This window comes from Superficieibacter sp., from assembly GCF_032071645.1.
Classification (GTDB): Bacteria; Pseudomonadota; Gammaproteobacteria; order Enterobacterales; family Enterobacteriaceae; genus Superficieibacter.
Window position 1 is genome coordinate 54,428 of sequence record NZ_DAMAPU010000005.1, and the last position, 15,197, is coordinate 69,624.

Consider the following 15,197-nt stretch of genomic DNA (forward strand, 5'->3'; position numbering starts at 1 on the left):
TCTGCTGGCAGTATATCACGCGCGTCAAAATCTGAGCATTTTCTTGACCGCCAGCCCGTGCTTACCCGGCCCGCGCTCATCCTGATATTGGCTGCCCCCGTCGCAGGTGCCGGGGATACCCACACATTTGCCGGGTTAATCAGTCGCCGGGAGCCGAATGCCTACCACCACGCGTGAAAATGATGCACCGGGCCAATTCCCTCCCCGACCTCCAGCGTATCGGCCTGCGCCAGCGCCGCAGAAAGCCAGCTTTTGGCCTGCTGCACCGTGTCGGCCCAACGGGAATGGCGCGGGCGCAGCGCGGCCAGCGCCGCAGAAAGCGTGCAGCCGGTGCCGTGGGTGTTTTTGGTATTCACCCGCGGGGCGGTAAACCGCTGTTCGCCGTCAGGGGTAAACAGCCAGTCCGGGCTTTCGGCGTCGTCGAGATGCCCGCCTTTCATCAGCACCGCACCGCAGCCCAGCGCCAGCAACGCCCGGCCCTGTTCCAGCATTTCCCGCTCGGTGCGGGCATGAGGCGCATCCAGCAGCGCGGCGGCTTCCGGCAGGTTGGGGGTGATCAGTGAAACCTGCGGCAGCAGACGGCTGCGCAGAGTGGCGACCGCCGACGCAGAAAGCAGCGGATCGCCGCTTTTTGCCAGCATGACCGTATCCAGCACTACGTTTTTGATCTGGTAGCGCTGAAGACGCTCCGCTACCGCCTCAACGATATCGGTTTCCGCCAGCATCCCAATTTTGGTGGTATCGATGCGCACATCGCTGAAGACCGAATCAAGCTGCGCGGCGACGAAATCCGGCTCGATGCGATACACCGACTGTACGCCACGGGTATTCTGCGCCACCAGCGCGGTAATAACCGAACAGCCGTAAGCGCCGAGCGCCGAGAAGGTTTTCAGATCGGCCTGAATGCCCGCGCCGCCGCTGGGATCGGTTCCGGCAATGGTTAATGCGTTGATTCGTTTCATGCCTGCACCTCCCCTTCCAGCGTCCACAGCGCATCAAGAAAGGCCGGAATAAAACTGCCGGGGCCGCCGCTGTGTCCGGCAGCCTGCGATCCGGCCTGTTTGAACCAGGCGCAGGCAGAGGCCACGTTGCTAAGCCGGTCACCGGGTAGCGCACCGCTGGCGGCAACCACGGCGGAGAGCGCGCAGCCGGTACCCACCACGCGGGTCATCAGCGCATTACCGCCGCTGACCGCCAGCGTGCGCTGACCGTCGGTGATGTAATCCACTTCGCCCGTCACGACCACAATCGTCGAGAACGACCGCCCCAGATCCTGAGCAGCAGGCAGCGCCGCCGCTGCCGTGTCGGTGGTATCCACTCCGCGTCCGCCCGCGCTGGCTCCGGCGAGGGCAAGGATCTCCGACGCATTACCGCGAATGGCGGCGGGCCGCAGCGTTAACAGCTCATGGCAAAAGCGGCTGCGCAGGGTCAGTGCACCGACCGCCACCGGATCGAGAGTCCAGGGTTTTTGCGCGGCGCTGGCGCTGATGACCGCCGCCCGCATGGCCTGCGCGCGCTCTTCGGTCAGGGTGCCGACGTTTATCAGCAGCGCATCGGCGATTGCCGCAAACTGCGCGGCCTCCTGCGCATCAATCACCATCGCCGGGGATGCGCCCAGCGCCAGCAGGACGTTGGCGGTAAAGGTTTGCACGACGTCATTTGTCATGCAGTGAACAAGCGGGGAACGACGACGGAAAAGAGGTAACGCGTGCGCCGCAGCGGTGCGGCTGTGCAGGTCAGGTTGCATAGTTATGCTCCTGCCAGACGCTGAAGAAGGACTTCTGTACAGGAGTCAGACTTCCCTACGCTGGCATTATCCAGATCAGGTAATACGGGTATTTCTCAGCCTTCACGCAGAAGGGCACCCCGAGTCATGTAGATTACATTTCTTTATTAATGACCAGCTTAGGGGAAGTCGCCTGGTGATGCAAGTTTGTACTGTAAGGCTATTTAAACAAGGTAAAATTAAATAGCCATAAGAAAAAACGACGGGGTGTGCTCCTTCATCCGTGCTTGTTTTGTATTTTCAACGCAGGTAGCGCAATATGTGGCTTTTCGCCCGCCTCCAGTTGGCTGGCTATTGGCTTGACAATTTTCTCTCCTTGCGCGCCAAAGAACTGATACAGCGTGTCGGAGGCTGACTGAGTGAGCACCATAATTTCGATACGGCGATTATTAGCACCGGTAGGATCTTTGGTATCCAGCAGCATTTGGTCGGCCATTGCACTCACCTGCATCACTTTGTCCGTTGGCATCCCCGCCTGTTCCAGCACCCGCCTGGCCGACAGCGCCCGGTCACCGGAGAGGTTCCAGTTGTTGTAGGCATTCTGCTTATACTGCATCGCGTCCGTGTGGCCCGTGATAATGATTTTATTATCCAGAGAGTCAAAAATGGGCGTCAGTTCGGTGAGCAACGCGCTGAAGAACGGCATGATTTTGGCGCTTCCCCGTTCAAACATACTGCGATTCTTATTGTCTTTGATCAGGATGCGCAGACCTTGTGGCACAATTTCCATCTCAAGGTTAGATTCCATATGCGCCCTGAGCGCAATATCGTTAATGCTGGTTGCCAGTTCACCCAATTCTCTGACAGATTTCTGTTTCAACAGCGCCATTTTCTTCGTCGTGTCCAGCGCTTTTTTGGCGCTATCCTCATCGACCCGGGCGCTCAGCACTTTATCGCTGTTGGCCCCTTGCTTATTTCCCCGGCTGTTAGTGCCATTAACAATATGTTTCTTACCCAGGTTGTTGAGCGGAGCGATACCCCCGCCATTAAAAATGGAGTGTCCATGAAGCGCTGCAACAATACTTTCACGATCTTTTTTACTGACGCTGTTAACAATCCACAGGGTCATAAACAGCGCCATCATCGCCAGGGTAAAATCCGCAAAGGCCACTTTCCATGCTCCCCCATGATGACCGCCGTGGCTCTTTTTTATTTGCCGCCGGATAATCGTGGTCTTTTGATCCCGACCGCGTCTGTTCGATTGGCGCATTATTCCTCTGTCTCCAGCATCGCATTAACCCACGCGTCCAGATTCGCAAAGGTCGGTTTGGAGGCAAGATGCAGGAGCTTACGTCCAGCATCCACAGCCAGCAGCGTCGGTTTTCCCCCTGCCTGAGCAACCAGTACAGTACGCACACATTCCAGCAGTGAGTGTTCCGCACGCGCCTGTTGCTCCATGGCGTTCGCCAGTGGGTCCATAAAGCAGTAACAGAAAAAGACCCCAAGGAATGTTCCCACCAGCGCCGCCGCCACTTTTAAACCAATCAGGGCAATGGAGCCATCAATGGACTGCATGGTGATAATAATCCCCAGCACCGCAGCACAGATACCAAACCCGGGCATAGCTTCAGCTGTACGCGCCAGAGAACGCGATGGCGCCATCAATTCATCTTCTACCGCAGCCAGTTCCTGATCGATAATCCCTTCGAGTTCATGCGCCTCAATTTTACCCATTGCCATCAATCGAAAGTTATCTGAGATAAAAGCCACCAGACGTTTTTGTTTGAGGATCAGAGGATGTTTCTGAAATAACAGACTCTCTTCCGGTTGTTCAATATGTTGGTCAAGAACACGTAGCCCCCCGGACTGTACCATTTCCAGAAGTTCATAAAGACACATTAACAACTGGCGCTGAAACTCCGGCCCCATATTCTTTTTAGTTAAAACACCTTTAATCTGGTGAACAATTTCTTTTAACACATGCAGAGGATTGCCAATAATCATCGCACCAAATCCGGCACCTAAAATAATAACAATTTCCGCAGGCTGCCAAATAGCAACAAGTTGACCACCTGATTCAAAATAGCCACCAAACACGCAACCAAGAACAACGAATAAACCAAATATTTTTTGCATGATATCCTCTGCGAGCCCGACTATCAGGCTCATATTTATTCAATAAAATTCAACTCTGAAAGAAATACTCTTTGAGTTTTTCGGCAATTTTTTTGTTCAACTGACAAATCCTTGCCTCTGTCAAACCCAGCACCAGTGATATTTCTTTTAAGTTCATATCCTGCTGGTAATACAAAGAAAGAATGTGTCTTTCTTTTTCTGATAACTGTGTCAGGGCCTTACTCAGCATATGCTGAGTCATCACCTGCTCTTCGAGTTTGCGCCCCTGAAGCGGTAAAGAACGGTCATCGCTGCAAAGGAGTTCATCCAGACTGGCGAGCGTATTTGCGCCTTCAAGACTAAGATATTCTCGATAATCGGCAGCGGTGACCCCTTCAGCTTCCAGCTCCTGGGTCTGCGGATCGCGGCCAAGCGTTCGCCTGAGTGCACGAATAACATCATTGATATGATGGAACTTTTGCCGCAACTGGCGCGGCCGCCAGTCAAGGCTTCTGAGTTCATCAAGAATTGCCCCACGAATACGCTGCGCGGCGTATCCGCCAAAACCTTCATCGGGCAGGCCGTAACGACGAATTGCGCTCAGTAACCCCATAAGCGCAACCTGTTCCATATCTTGCCTGTCCATGACTGCGGTACACTGCGGTGCAAGCTGACGCACCACTTTACGCACCAACGGAAGATAAGCCTGTAGATAATGGTTCTCTTCCTCTGGCGTCAATGAAGGCAATGCCTGAAATTCCTGCATATCGTAGGCTACTTGCATCGTATTATTTCCGAACCTTCGCCAATATTACTGGAACACAACTTTCTTCACTAAAATATCCGACCAGGGAATGGGTATACCCCTGGCCTGAACTTCTTTATTCATGGTGTTAAGCAATATTTCTTTAATGTCACTGATTTTTAACGTTCTTACATTTTCATATTTCATTTCTGATAATGTTGACACAACAATACTTTGATACAGCGGCTCATCTGCGAGGATTCTCTTTGAGTTTTGTTCGTCATCAGCCACCATCGCCAACTCTACCAGCATATAATGATTGTCATTTTCGTCATCATGTAACGTCACAACAGACTCAGGCAGTGAAACAAAGAGACTCTTACTCCCGTCTTTCACTTTTACTTCCTCAACCTGAGGCCTGCTCTCTGTATTACTCGCCGCCACTGAAGAAGAATTTTGCATGTAATGAATGACACCCCATGCGACACCGCCGCCCACAATTGCAGCAGTCACTGCACTGAATATTCCGGCTAAGATTATTTTTTTCATTTCTATTACACTTTAATTAAAACAGAGTCGTTCTGTTTGAAATGGTTATCTTCATTCTCAGGCTCAATGGCTGAGATAATCTGTGGCTGTCGACCGGAACCCTGACGGCGATCTTGCTGCTGCGACTGACCATCCGGGGAAACCTGAACCTGTACCTGAACAAAATTCTGCTCTGTCAGTTGCTGGCGCAGGTTGTCACTCAGTTGCTGTAATGAGCGGCAAACATCCGCCTGAGAGGCACCGATATGGACAGCTAATTTTCCCGCATCGATCTGGATAGAGATTTCCAGCTTCCCTAATGCCGGAGGATCAAGTCGAATCGTGGTCGTTTGCTGCTGCTGACCCATTTGAAACTGAATACGATCTTTTAACAGGCTGGTGAGTTGTTCACCCCAGTCTTCAGATTGGGTGTTTACCGTTAGCACAGGCTCCGGTAATGCCACGTTGTGTTCAGATTTCATGCCCTGCTGTACCCACGAAGCGTTGGTGAGTAACGACGAAGGTGAAAACTTTTCGCTGCCGGGTTTGTCCGAGGCCGCGATACGCGCCGTAATTCGCGTGTCGCGCTGCTCGCCGGGTCTGCTGTTCTCAGGGCGCGGGGCAATGGCCTGTAGGTTTTGCGCGGCAACCTGCACCAGCTGTGCTTGCTGAGTTGGCGTTGGGTTCGCAGGCGAACGGGATTGCATTAAGGATGCCATCGCAGCCTGAAGTTTTGGTGACAGCACCATCGTGTCTGCTGCACTGCTTTGCGGCTGTGCTTCATGGGCACCCACGGCAAAAGTGCCGTTATCCCTCGCAGCAGAAATACCCGATTTATTCTGCGCCTGAGCCAGAGTCTGGATCAGTTGTCCTGCAACGTGCGGGCTGGCGAGATTCATCTCCTGCTCAGCAATCGCCTGTGTCGGCGGCGTCAGAAAGAGCGCGAGCAGCATTTGTAGCTGCGCGCTCTGGTCTGTGTTCTCGGGCGTTTTTGCTGCCGTGTTTTTTGCTGCATGAACACGCTCAGTCAGCGACGCCAACGCCATCTGCGGCAGAGTAAAGGGATCCGCAGAAGCCGACTCCGCGCCAGGCACAGTTTGCCCCTGCACAGGCGAGTCGGTCAGAGCCGGAGCCACACCGCCAGCCGCTAACGAAATGCTCTTCATCTGTGCTCCGAAACTAAACTAACCATTGAATATGCCAACATGCCTTCTTTCTTCTCTCGATGGTTTTCCATCACAGATTGCAGCACCTCAAGGCGATGCTGCCGACGCTCGATAATCTGTTGAAAACCGTTACGCAATATCTCTTTAAGCTCACAAAGAGCGGTTTCAGAGGTTTCCTGAGCGCGGTATTGCTCGAAAACCACCATCAGGCGCTGACGCAACGCGGGCAGTTTGCGCCAGCGCTGTTCATCCAGTGCTTTATTCATTGCCGCCAACAGTTCAAGGATCTGACGACGTAATACGTCCGTTTCCATGCCCTACCCCAACTTCTTCGCCAGGCCTTCCCAACCTTCGCGCAGGTTATTCAGGATCACGATGACTTCATCAATTCTTTCGGTTGAAAGTTGACCGCTTGCTTCATACAGCTGGTACACACAATGGTCATAGAGTCGTGCAAGGTTCAGCACGAGCTCGCCCCCGTTTTCGAACTCCAGCGAACTCGTCAGGGCATTAAGAATGTCGATACATTTATTGATGCTCTGCGCTTTACGCTCATAACGGCGGTTTTCAATGTGGCTTTTAGCGCGTTCGAGTTCATCCATTAATCCGGCATAGAGCACCAGCACGAGGTCCAGCGGTGATGCGGATGCCGTACGGGATGCCAGATCTATCTCTTTATATTGGGCATACCCATTTTCCTGGCCGTACATAGTCATTTTCTCCTCTCGTTTCGGCTTATCAGGCGAACGCCGCCATGCTCATTTGCATACTGGAAATTTCCACCATCGTGGATGTGAATTCCGAGATATAGCGATCGTAGGCAGAGTTATACGTCTCCTTGATCTGATCGGTTTCACTGGTCAATTGATCCTGCTGGTCATCAATGTTGGCCTGACGCTGCATGATGATGCCGTCGTTATCATTGAGATAAGTGTCCATCACGTCATCAAGCTGGGCGGTCATGCTGTCGTCACCGACAAAGAGCGAAGTCAGCCCTTCCGGGTTTTCTTCCAGCGCCGCATTGAACGTTTCTGAGTCAATTTGAAGGTGCCCGTCGGCATCGAGCGTGATGCCGTAATCGATGATTGACACGCCGTTATAGGTGGCGTGGGTGATGTCCTGGATCTGGTTTTCCAGTGAAGAGATACCTGCATCGCCCGCGAACGGACCTGGCGCTGAGCCCTCGCTGCCGTTACTGGTCAGAGAATTAAGGGTATCGACCAAGGTGTTGTAAGCATCAACGAAGGTTTGAACCTTTTCCTGGGTCGCCCCTGAATCATTGGCAATGGTGAACGTGAGTGGTTCACCTTCCGTCGATTCCTCGGCAAACGTAATGGAAACGCCAGGGATCAGGTCATCATAGCTATTTGAGCTGCTTGTCACTTTTGGGGTGGAATCGTTGGGATCATTGGGATCGCCCGGTACGCCTCCCAGATAGATAATCGAGTCCTGGGCGGCAGACAGATCTTGCTGTTTATCGATATCACTCAAAAAGGGCGCGGACGGATCCATGTCAGCAGATATCGTAAAACCGTTCTCTGCGCCCGTTTCATCTGAGGTCAACATGAGGGTGGTAGAACCATCGGTATTGACCAGCGTTGCAGTCACCCCAGGGTTATCTTCAGATATGATTGATCGAATCACACAATTCAGTGACTGAAACATAACCATCCGCGTCTGCGTCAGCTTCACTCAGATCGATGTCCATCGACGTTTGTTCAGGATCATTCATGGTGATAGTGAACGTTCCACTCGCGGGAATATCATTATCGCCCACTGATAAAGTCGTTTGCTGCGCGGTCGCCAGTTGAGAGACATAGAAAGTATACGTCCCCATCTGTGCTTCAGAGTTAGCAGTGATCGTCGCGGAGTCATTGTTTGCTGATGCGGTATTGACCACCGGGCCACTGGTCTCACTATTGAGCGCATCAACCGCTGACTGGAAATCACTCAATGCGGTATCAAGGGACTCCAGCGCGCTACTTTGCGTATCCAGATCGCTTTGCTCACGTTGAAGCTGAGATGCCCTGGTTGAGACATCTGCTGCGGCAAACATTTTGGCGTACTTTTGTATACTTAGTGGATTCATCATCGTCGTCGACCCCGTTGTGATTAATTAGCATTAAGCAATACTCATGCCAATATTTTATTTAGCTTTTTCAATGAGATATAAAACACAGGAAGCGCAGCTTCCGCTTTGCGGAAATAACCACGGAAAAGTTGGCGTATGTCGTAAAAAAACACCGCCGTTTGGCGGTGTTTTTCCGGGTAATTGACTCGCCCTAATGCGGCATCGCTGGCGCTTTTACTGCAGCAGGCTGGAAACCATGCCGGACATGCTGTTGGACTGCTTAAGCATGGTGATACTGGTCTGCATCAGCACCTGCTCTTTGGACATGTTTGACGCTTCCGTCGCGTAGTCGGTATCCATGATGTTACCGATAGCCACATTGGTGTTGTCTTCCATGCTCTGCAGGTTGGTGGCGGTATCATTCAGACGGTTGATGGATGCACCCAGCGTTGACTGGATTTTGCCAATATCCGTCATCGCGCCCTGAATCGCACTGATCGTTGCAGTGGAGGAGGCGGTAGACATCAGTTCAGTACCGCTGGCACCCGTGGCACCCGCACCGTCACCATCAGTGCCGTAATCATCCTTAAAGGCAGAGCTCAGGCTGCTTAAATCTTGTACAAGGTCACTCACTTGCGAGGAAATATTCACCGTCATCTGATCGGTGGTTTCAGAACCGACCTGGAAGGTCACGCCGCCTGACTGAGTGAACAGGCCGCTGGCTGACTTGTTAAACAGATTGGTGCCACCGTAGGTGGTGTTCTGCATCATGTCAGACATTTCCTGACCCAGTTCATCGAACTCGGACTGCATGGCTGCACGGTCTTCATCGCTGTACGTTCCGTTCGCCGCTTGTGTGGACAGATCTTTCATACGACCCAGAATGTCGTTCATTTCGTCGAACATGCCATCTGCGGTTTGCAGCATTGCAGTGGCATCAGAGATGTTACGTTGTGCCACGCCCATACCATCAGACTGCGCCTGCAGGCGGTTAGCGATCTGTTTGCCTGCTGCATCATCTGCTGAGGAGTTGATGCGGTTACCGGTCGCCAGACGTTCCATGGACTGGCTCAGGGAAGCATTGCTTTCGTTGATCGCGTTCACTGCGGCCATACGCGACATGTTTGAACAGCTTCCGGCGCTCACTCACCTCCAGCGCCAGCTGATTACGCAGCTGGGAAGCTTTTCGTTTGACTGGGACAAGCTCATTGATTGCCAACGAAAAATGAGCCTGCCACTCCAGATCAGCTTGCTCTCGTTACAGGACAGTAATAGTGAAGCATTGATGCAAAAACAGTTACTTGACGTCTGGAACTCGCAGGGTGAACAGAATTTCGACGCGCAACCCTGGGTGTGGACGAACTATCTGGTGTATCGCCTTTATCACGATACGTTTCCACAGCATGACAGATTTTCCATATTGCAGTGCTACCTGGAATTGGTGAGTGATTACTTCATGTTACGTACCCTCTTTAGTTTATGGATGATGGATGGTTCAGCACTTAGCCACTCACAAACCCTCAGTTTGTTCAGCGTATTCGAAGCATGGCGGCACGACCCGGAATGTGCGCATGAGCGTGAAAGGCTTCACCAGCCGCTGTTGCAAGATGAATTAGTGTCAGCCTTTTCCTTACTGATCCGCTAATTCGACGACTGCAAACCGGGCCAGTGTGGCCCCTTATTTTCAACCTGCCACTTTGCGTACGTTATGTCTGAGCCAACCGCTAAACCTAATCTTATTAATCAGTTGATGAGTAGTGTTTCACCTGTCAGTGGCCGTGAAAAACCGTTTGTCAGCGTTGTGACGCCCACCTGGAACCGCGCCGCTTTCCTGCCGTATCTGCTTTATATGTTTCGCTATCAGGACTATCCAGCTGAGCGGCGGGAATTGGTCATTCTGGATGATTCTGCTGAAAGCCATTTACCGATAATCAACGCGTTAACCCGTAACCAGCCCGAGCGCTACAACATCCGTTATATCCACCATGCAGAGCGCCTGACGCTGGGTAAAAAACGTAATATGCTCAACGCGTTGGCGCAGGGGGAATACATCATTTGCATGGATGACGACGATTTCTATCCGGCGGATAAAATCTCTTACACCATTGAAATGATGCAACGCCACCGTGCATTAATCTCCGGCTCTGACCAAATTCCGGTCTGGTACAGCCACATTAACCGCCTCTTTAAAACACACAGTTTCGGCGTTAACCACATTCTTAATGGCACATTTTGTTATCACCGTAACTACCTGAAAAAGCATCGCTATGATGACGAATGCAATCTCGGTGAAGAACAGGCTTTCACGGATAACTTCAGCGTCACCCCTCTCCAGCTTCCGGGTGAGCGCACCATCATCTGTATCTCTCATAGCCATAACACGTTTGATAAAGACTTTATTTTAGGCAGCAGTGTGCCTGAGAAAGCCACCCTCAACGAAAGAGTCACCGACACGATGTTGCAGGCCTGGTATCAGAGCCTGCACAACGCGACGACCAGTCAGCCTGTTCAGTGGCAACATATTGAAAAAATAGTGGTGATTAATCTTGATGAACGCACCGATCGCTGGCAGCACGTTCAGAGCGAACTTCAACTGTTGCGTGTTCCTGCGGAAAAAATCATCCGCTTTAGCGCCTGTCGCAACGATAATGGCGCGCTGGGCCGCACACTTTCTCATCAGCAAGTCCTCCAGATGGCCCAGGATCAGGGCTGGAATAACTACATGGTGATGGAAGATGATGTTCTGCTGCTGAAGCAGGAAAAACACATCAACACCTTTAATCGCCTGTTAAACGCGCTCCCACACTTTTCCTGGGAAGTTGTGCTGCTGGGGGGTCAGGTCAGGGAAGGACAGCCGATGAAGAGTCTTTCGGGCATTATCCGCGCCGGAGACTGTGAAAAAGTGTGCGCTTACCTGGTCAACAAACCCTATTACCCGACCTTATCAGGTCAAATGGCTCAGGATCCTTCCACGCTTCTGGAAGAGCGTTGGCAAAGCATACAAGCCCATGGGAAGTGGCTTTCCTTCTATCCCGGTACAGCGTGATTACAACGTCATCATTACGTTACATCACGAAACGCCGCACCGGAGCGAAGAGGCAGAAAGGCTCTCGCAGGTAAAACGCCATCTGAAAAAACAGGTTACTCGCCACGATCTGACATTGCCCCTGTTACACCGTGCAGATTACGTATTATCGGATAACCATGGTTTTATCTTCGATGCCATCCATGCGGGAAAACGGGTGATATTGCTGGAAAATGAACGCAAAGAGCCACCTGCCACTGAAAATAACCTGTTTACTCCGCTTAGCGCGGAACAACACATCCGTGCAATATTACCCATTGCCAGTGATATATCGCAGCTTCGGCAATATCTGAGTACTGAATTTAACTGGGAAAATATCGTTGGGCCACTGGCTGACATTCGACAGCATTATTGCGATGCCTTCCAGGATGGAAAGGCCGGAGAGCGTGCAGCTCAGGTTATTATGGATGCAATAAAAAACCCACCGGCACTGCAGGAGAATGTCTTTTTGCACAGCCTGCAACAGAAATTATTTTAATGAGTACAGTAATCAATTATGAATGACAGTATTATTCAGCATTTGACAGCACTGCATGATGGACCTGAATTTCGGAATCAATTAGATATTGGTTTTATGAACGTTCAAAGTGCCATTGTCCCCGGACACAAACTTGCTGCCGCTAAACACCTGGTGATCGCGGCAACTGACGAAAAAGGTGAATCGCATCCAGGTATCACCTTACTCACCAGAAAACAACTTACTGCCAATGATCCGCAACTACGGACGTGCGATCTGGTTCGTATTCATGTTAATGCTGAAAACTGGCCAGAACTTCCCTCTTTTATTAGTCAGTCAGACGCCTGTACGCTTATTCTCTGTGATGCCGATGAAGATCAGTTCTCACGCTTTAATTATTTATTAACAAAAAACGGTTATCGTTGCCTTGCTCAGTTAAGTCACTCAAACAACTATTACTTTAAAAAAGCAGACATTCAGGCTCAACATATTTTATATACTGCAACCGCAGAGAACTTCCACTTCCTCGAGCCGGTAATAAACATCGCGGCTAACCAGGGCCATATTATAACCCGCCTGGCCCACGAAGGAATGACTCGCGCTAATTTATTGGGAACATTAAAACACTGTGATACGGCATGGTTTGAATGGGGTGACAGTGCAATTATTGCCGCCAGCAACATGCCCAAATATTGCCATATAATATGCAGAATTCACAGGTATGAACTCTACCGTCAGGAATTTCTTCAGGTAAACTGGTCAAATGTTGATGAGGTTATTTTTGTTTCGCAGGCAATGAAGCAGCGCTTTATTAAATTATTGGCGGATAAGCTACCAGCAACATTAACGCTCACCGTCATTTCCAACCTGACGCATTTCACCTCCATAACACCAGGCAAAAAAATCAAACGCAATCCTTTTCATATTGCCTGCGTAGCCAGATTCGTTGCAGCTAAAAACTTACCTCTTTTATTACTGATAATGCAAGAATTGGTTAAGCATAATTCCGATTATCAATTACACATTGCTGGCAGAGTAGAAGACGTTTGTTTATATGAAAGCTTCAACGAACTGGTAGATGAATTTAAATTATCCGCAAACATAGTTATTCACGGCAGTATTCCCGCTGATAAAATGCAGGCGTGGTATGCCAGCAAAAGCTATTTACTTTCTGCCAGCTACCATGAATCCCAGGGGATGGGGATCTTTGAAGCTATGCTCGCAGGATTAAAACCTGTAGTCTTTCCTGCCGCTGGAGGGTTAAAAGAATATGTGCCCGAGCATTATTATTTCCATTCCATTAACGATGCCGTGCAACACATATTAACACCAGCATCCACAGCAGAAAGTTATCGTAATGAAGCATTGCGGATTCTTGACCCGCAAAATACGGCGGAACGCTATCAACAGCGTTGGCAGCCCCAAAATACATCACCTTGTTTTTTCAGCATACTTATCCCAACTTACAATCGTGGGGATTATGTTATTTCCGCCATTTGTTCAGCCTTAAATCAACGCTACGAACCCTTTGAAGTTATCGTTGTCGATGACGGTTCTGATGACGATACGCTCTCTGAAATTTCACAACGGTTCGATGATCCTCGCTTACGCGTTATCGCCAAACCACATTCGGGTGCCCCTGATACCCGCAACACGGCAATTGCCTGCGCACAAGGCGAGTATCTGGTTTGGCTGGATAGCGATGACATACTCCACTCTAATACATTGCGCGGTTATCAATTACATATACTTCGCCACCCCAATATTGCTGTGGTTTCATGTGCGCTTGAAACATTAGGCCAGGATAAGAAATATTTTTCGCAACGCCATACCGTACCAGAAAAAATGATCCACACGCTTGCGCATCAAAATATTGTATCAAACCCTGGCTGCTGCGTTAAACGCGATCTGTATCAGCAAGTGGGTGGCTATGATACCTATTTTTTACGCGCTCATGATTATGAATTCTGGTCCAGAGCAATGGCCGTTGCAGATATTATGTTTACACCGCAATGCAATATCATCTATCGTATCCATGAAAATAATTTAACGGGCATCGGAAAAGCCGTAGACCAACATTACGAATACCAAATTTTTAATAATATCCTTGCGCGTTATTCTGTACAGCAATTATTACCAGGGAAATCACGTAAAGAAGCAGAGCAATGCCTGCAACACAAAAAAAATGCGCTGCTGAACGCTTGCAAATTAGACAACCTGGTGGTGGTTATCGATGCAATTAAGCGCAGCAACCCAGAAATTATTAGTCAGATTTCTTTTCTGTCAAAGCAAACCGATCGCAAGTTTCAGGTGCTCATTGTGGCAGATAAAAAGCAAGATTTTCTGCATTTCCCTTTGCTTGTCTGCGACCATTTCGACACGTCCACAATCAGACAATATATTACCCAAAAATATCCTTTGGACTACTACCGGTTGGTGAAAATCAATTACCCTGTGGCAGGAATGAAAAATGCCGTGGAATTACTTAAAAATGTATTCATTGATAGCAGCAATCACACCCCGGATTGCTTTCAGATTTTACCCCATTAAAGATCACGTTGTGCTTTGGAGCCGTTGATTATGCCTGATACAGAAAAACCCGAAAACAATAATGCAGTAACCACACATCAAGAAAAACCCCCACGGGGGGTTAGCCCTGTTGAATTTACTCATTCCAGTCAATACTGGGATGACCGTTATCGGCAACAAGGTCATTCAGGTGCTGGCTCATATGGCCGCCTTGCCTTGTTTAAAGCAAAAATCCTCAATACTCTCGTAAAGCAAAACGCTATTCAGTCGGTGATTGAGTTTGGCTCAGGTGATGGTAATCAATTATCTCTTGCGGAATATCCACAGTATACCGGGTTTGATGTTTCACCAACGGCGTTAGCCCGTTGCCAGCAACGATTCGCGAATGATAATACTAAGCAGTTTTTGCATACCAGCGCCTGGCAAAATCATCAAGCCGATCTCACATTATCGCTTGATGTCATTTACCATCTTATTGAGGATGAGGTCTTTGAGGAATATATGCACAGACTCTTTTCTTCAGCCCGAAGATTTGTCGCCATTTATGCATCTAACGATGAAAAATACAATCAAGTAAAAGCGCCGCATGTTAAACATGTTCGTCATCGGAAATTTACTGACTGGATCCAGAAAAACCCACCTGCAAACTGGGTGTTAAGTAAATTCATACCGAATGATTACCCATTTAATATCAGCGATATGGAAAATACCTCGTTTGCTGATTTCTATATTTTCAAGAAGATAGGTAGCATTTAACTAAGAATTACCTGTCCCG

General features: G+C 49.7%; 16 protein-coding genes, 1 pseudogene and 1 riboswitch. Of the genes and pseudogenes, 5 read left to right on the forward strand and 12 right to left on the reverse strand.

All coding sequences use genetic code 11. The annotated features are described in order from the left end of the window. Positions 1-161 precede the first annotated feature (161 nt). The 12 genes from thiD to RT197_RS11500 all read right to left on the reverse strand — a co-directional run bounded on the left by thiD (position 162) and on the right by RT197_RS11500 (position 9,473). Positions 162-962 (reverse strand): bifunctional hydroxymethylpyrimidine kinase/phosphomethylpyrimidine kinase, encoded by an 801-nt coding sequence (gene thiD / locus RT197_RS11445; RefSeq protein WP_312950580.1) that lies wholly within the window; start codon positions 960-962, stop codon positions 162-164. Continuing rightward, positions 959-1,747 (reverse strand): hydroxyethylthiazole kinase, encoded by a 789-nt coding sequence (thiM, locus tag RT197_RS11450; protein ID WP_312950582.1) that lies wholly within the window; start codon positions 1,745-1,747, stop codon positions 959-961. Before thiM ends, thiD begins: the two co-directional genes overlap by 4 nt. Positions 1,748-1,782: 35 nt before the next feature. Further along, positions 1,783-1,879: riboswitch (TPP riboswitch) on the reverse strand. A 124-nt stretch (positions 1,880-2,003) separates the two neighbouring features. Further along, on the reverse strand, positions 2,004-2,996 hold the full coding sequence (gene lafU / locus RT197_RS11455) for a putative lateral flagellar export/assembly protein LafU (protein ID WP_409529690.1): 993 nt from the start codon (positions 2,994-2,996) through the stop codon (positions 2,004-2,006). Continuing rightward, positions 2,996-3,862, reverse strand: coding sequence for a flagellar motor stator protein MotA (gene motA, locus RT197_RS11460; RefSeq protein WP_312950585.1), 867 nt, complete (start codon positions 3,860-3,862; stop codon positions 2,996-2,998). The genes lafU and motA overlap by 1 nt, the downstream gene beginning before the upstream one ends. A 49-nt stretch (positions 3,863-3,911) precedes the next feature. Continuing rightward, the gene (locus RT197_RS11465) at positions 3,912-4,625 is read right to left on the reverse strand and encodes a FliA/WhiG family RNA polymerase sigma factor (protein WP_312950588.1); all 714 of its coding nucleotides are present in this window, start codon (positions 4,623-4,625) and stop codon (positions 3,912-3,914) included. A gap of 27 nt (positions 4,626-4,652) precedes the next feature. Further along, a complete protein-coding gene (gene fliL, locus RT197_RS11470; protein WP_312950591.1) occupies positions 4,653-5,135 on the reverse strand; it encodes a flagellar basal body-associated FliL family protein in 483 nt (160 codons plus the stop codon). Between the two features lie 5 nt (positions 5,136-5,140). Then, entirely contained in the window at positions 5,141-6,280 is a 1,140-nt protein-coding gene (locus tag RT197_RS11475; protein WP_312950594.1) for a flagellar hook-length control protein FliK, read from the reverse strand. Further along, complete coding sequence (locus tag RT197_RS11480) at positions 6,277-6,594, reverse strand: flagellar protein FliT (RefSeq protein WP_312950596.1); 318 nt, start codon at positions 6,592-6,594, stop codon at positions 6,277-6,279. Before RT197_RS11480 ends, RT197_RS11475 begins: the two co-directional genes overlap by 4 nt. Before the next feature lie 3 nt (positions 6,595-6,597). Continuing rightward, on the reverse strand, positions 6,598-6,990 hold the full coding sequence (gene fliS, locus RT197_RS11485) for a flagellar export chaperone FliS (protein WP_312950599.1): 393 nt from the start codon (positions 6,988-6,990) through the stop codon (positions 6,598-6,600). Between the two features lie 28 nt (positions 6,991-7,018). Beyond that, the gene (fliD, locus tag RT197_RS11490; RefSeq protein ID WP_312950601.1) at positions 7,019-7,945 is read right to left on the reverse strand and encodes a flagellar filament capping protein FliD; all 927 of its coding nucleotides are present in this window, start codon (positions 7,943-7,945) and stop codon (positions 7,019-7,021) included. Then, entirely contained in the window at positions 7,902-8,372 is a 471-nt protein-coding gene (locus RT197_RS11495; protein WP_312950603.1) for a flagellar cap protein FliD N-terminal domain-containing protein, read from the reverse strand. Before RT197_RS11495 ends, fliD begins: the two co-directional genes overlap by 44 nt. A 213-nt stretch (positions 8,373-8,585) precedes the next feature. After that, complete coding sequence (locus tag RT197_RS11500; protein WP_312950606.1) at positions 8,586-9,473, reverse strand: flagellin; 888 nt, start codon at positions 9,471-9,473, stop codon at positions 8,586-8,588. Between RT197_RS11500 and RT197_RS11505 the strand changes: the two genes are divergently transcribed. The 5 genes and pseudogenes from RT197_RS11505 to RT197_RS11520 all read left to right on the forward strand — a co-directional run bounded on the left by RT197_RS11505 (position 9,472) and on the right by RT197_RS11520 (position 15,178). Next, on the forward strand, positions 9,472-9,996 hold the full coding sequence (locus tag RT197_RS11505) for a hypothetical protein (RefSeq protein ID WP_312950608.1): 525 nt from the start codon (positions 9,472-9,474) through the stop codon (positions 9,994-9,996). The two genes, RT197_RS11500 and RT197_RS11505, sit on opposite strands and share 2 nt — an antisense overlap. Positions 9,997-10,101: 105 nt before the next feature. Further along, positions 10,102-11,385, forward strand: a pseudogene (locus tag RT197_RS11510) (glycosyltransferase); the annotation flags it as partial. Continuing rightward, complete coding sequence (locus tag RT197_RS21995; protein WP_409529691.1) at positions 11,360-11,914, forward strand: hypothetical protein; 555 nt, start codon at positions 11,360-11,362, stop codon at positions 11,912-11,914. The pseudogene RT197_RS11510 and the gene RT197_RS21995, both read left to right, overlap by 26 nt. Before the next feature lie 18 nt (positions 11,915-11,932). Further along, the gene (locus RT197_RS11515) at positions 11,933-14,443 is read left to right on the forward strand and encodes a glycosyltransferase (RefSeq protein WP_312950611.1); all 2,511 of its coding nucleotides are present in this window, start codon (positions 11,933-11,935) and stop codon (positions 14,441-14,443) included. 30 nt (positions 14,444-14,473) lie between these two features. Continuing rightward, positions 14,474-15,178: a class I SAM-dependent methyltransferase gene (locus RT197_RS11520; RefSeq protein WP_312950614.1), complete on the forward strand. Its 705-nt coding sequence runs from the start codon at positions 14,474-14,476 to the stop codon at positions 15,176-15,178. The last annotated feature ends 19 nt before the right edge of the window (positions 15,179-15,197 follow it).

Excerpts from the sequence above, each read along its gene's own strand:
- fliS (WP_312950599.1), bottom strand. The coding sequence starts at position 6,990 with ATGTACGGCCAGGAAAATGGGTATGCCCAATATAAAGAGATAGATCTG.
- RT197_RS11465 (WP_312950588.1), bottom strand. The coding sequence starts at position 4,625 with ATGCAAGTAGCCTACGATATGCAGGAATTTCAGGCATTGCCTTCATTG.
- RT197_RS11500 (WP_312950606.1), bottom strand. The coding sequence starts at position 9,473 with ATGTCGCGTATGGCCGCAGTGAACGCGATCAACGAAAGCAATGCTTCC.
- RT197_RS11520 (WP_312950614.1), top strand. The coding sequence starts at position 14,474 with ATGCCTGATACAGAAAAACCCGAAAACAATAATGCAGTAACCACACAT.
- thiD (WP_312950580.1), bottom strand. The coding sequence starts at position 962 with ATGAAACGAATCAACGCATTAACCATTGCCGGAACCGATCCCAGCGGC.
- RT197_RS11505 (WP_312950608.1), top strand. The coding sequence starts at position 9,472 with ATGTTTGAACAGCTTCCGGCGCTCACTCACCTCCAGCGCCAGCTGATT.
- RT197_RS11480 (WP_312950596.1), bottom strand. The coding sequence starts at position 6,594 with ATGGAAACGGACGTATTACGTCGTCAGATCCTTGAACTGTTGGCGGCA.
- RT197_RS11515 (WP_312950611.1), top strand. The coding sequence starts at position 11,933 with ATGAATGACAGTATTATTCAGCATTTGACAGCACTGCATGATGGACCT.
- fliL (WP_312950591.1), bottom strand. The coding sequence starts at position 5,135 with ATGAAAAAAATAATCTTAGCCGGAATATTCAGTGCAGTGACTGCTGCA.
- motA (WP_312950585.1), bottom strand. The coding sequence starts at position 3,862 with ATGCAAAAAATATTTGGTTTATTCGTTGTTCTTGGTTGCGTGTTTGGT.
- thiM (WP_312950582.1), bottom strand. The coding sequence starts at position 1,747 with ATGCAACCTGACCTGCACAGCCGCACCGCTGCGGCGCACGCGTTACCT.
- RT197_RS11475 (WP_312950594.1), bottom strand. The coding sequence starts at position 6,280 with ATGAAGAGCATTTCGTTAGCGGCTGGCGGTGTGGCTCCGGCTCTGACC.
- lafU (WP_409529690.1), bottom strand. The coding sequence starts at position 2,996 with ATGCGCCAATCGAACAGACGCGGTCGGGATCAAAAGACCACGATTATC.
- fliD (WP_312950601.1), bottom strand. The coding sequence starts at position 7,945 with ATGTTTCAGTCACTGAATTGTGTGATTCGATCAATCATATCTGAAGAT.
- RT197_RS11495 (WP_312950603.1), bottom strand. The coding sequence starts at position 8,372 with ATGATGAATCCACTAAGTATACAAAAGTACGCCAAAATGTTTGCCGCA.
- RT197_RS21995 (WP_409529691.1), top strand. The coding sequence starts at position 11,360 with ATGGGAAGTGGCTTTCCTTCTATCCCGGTACAGCGTGATTACAACGTC.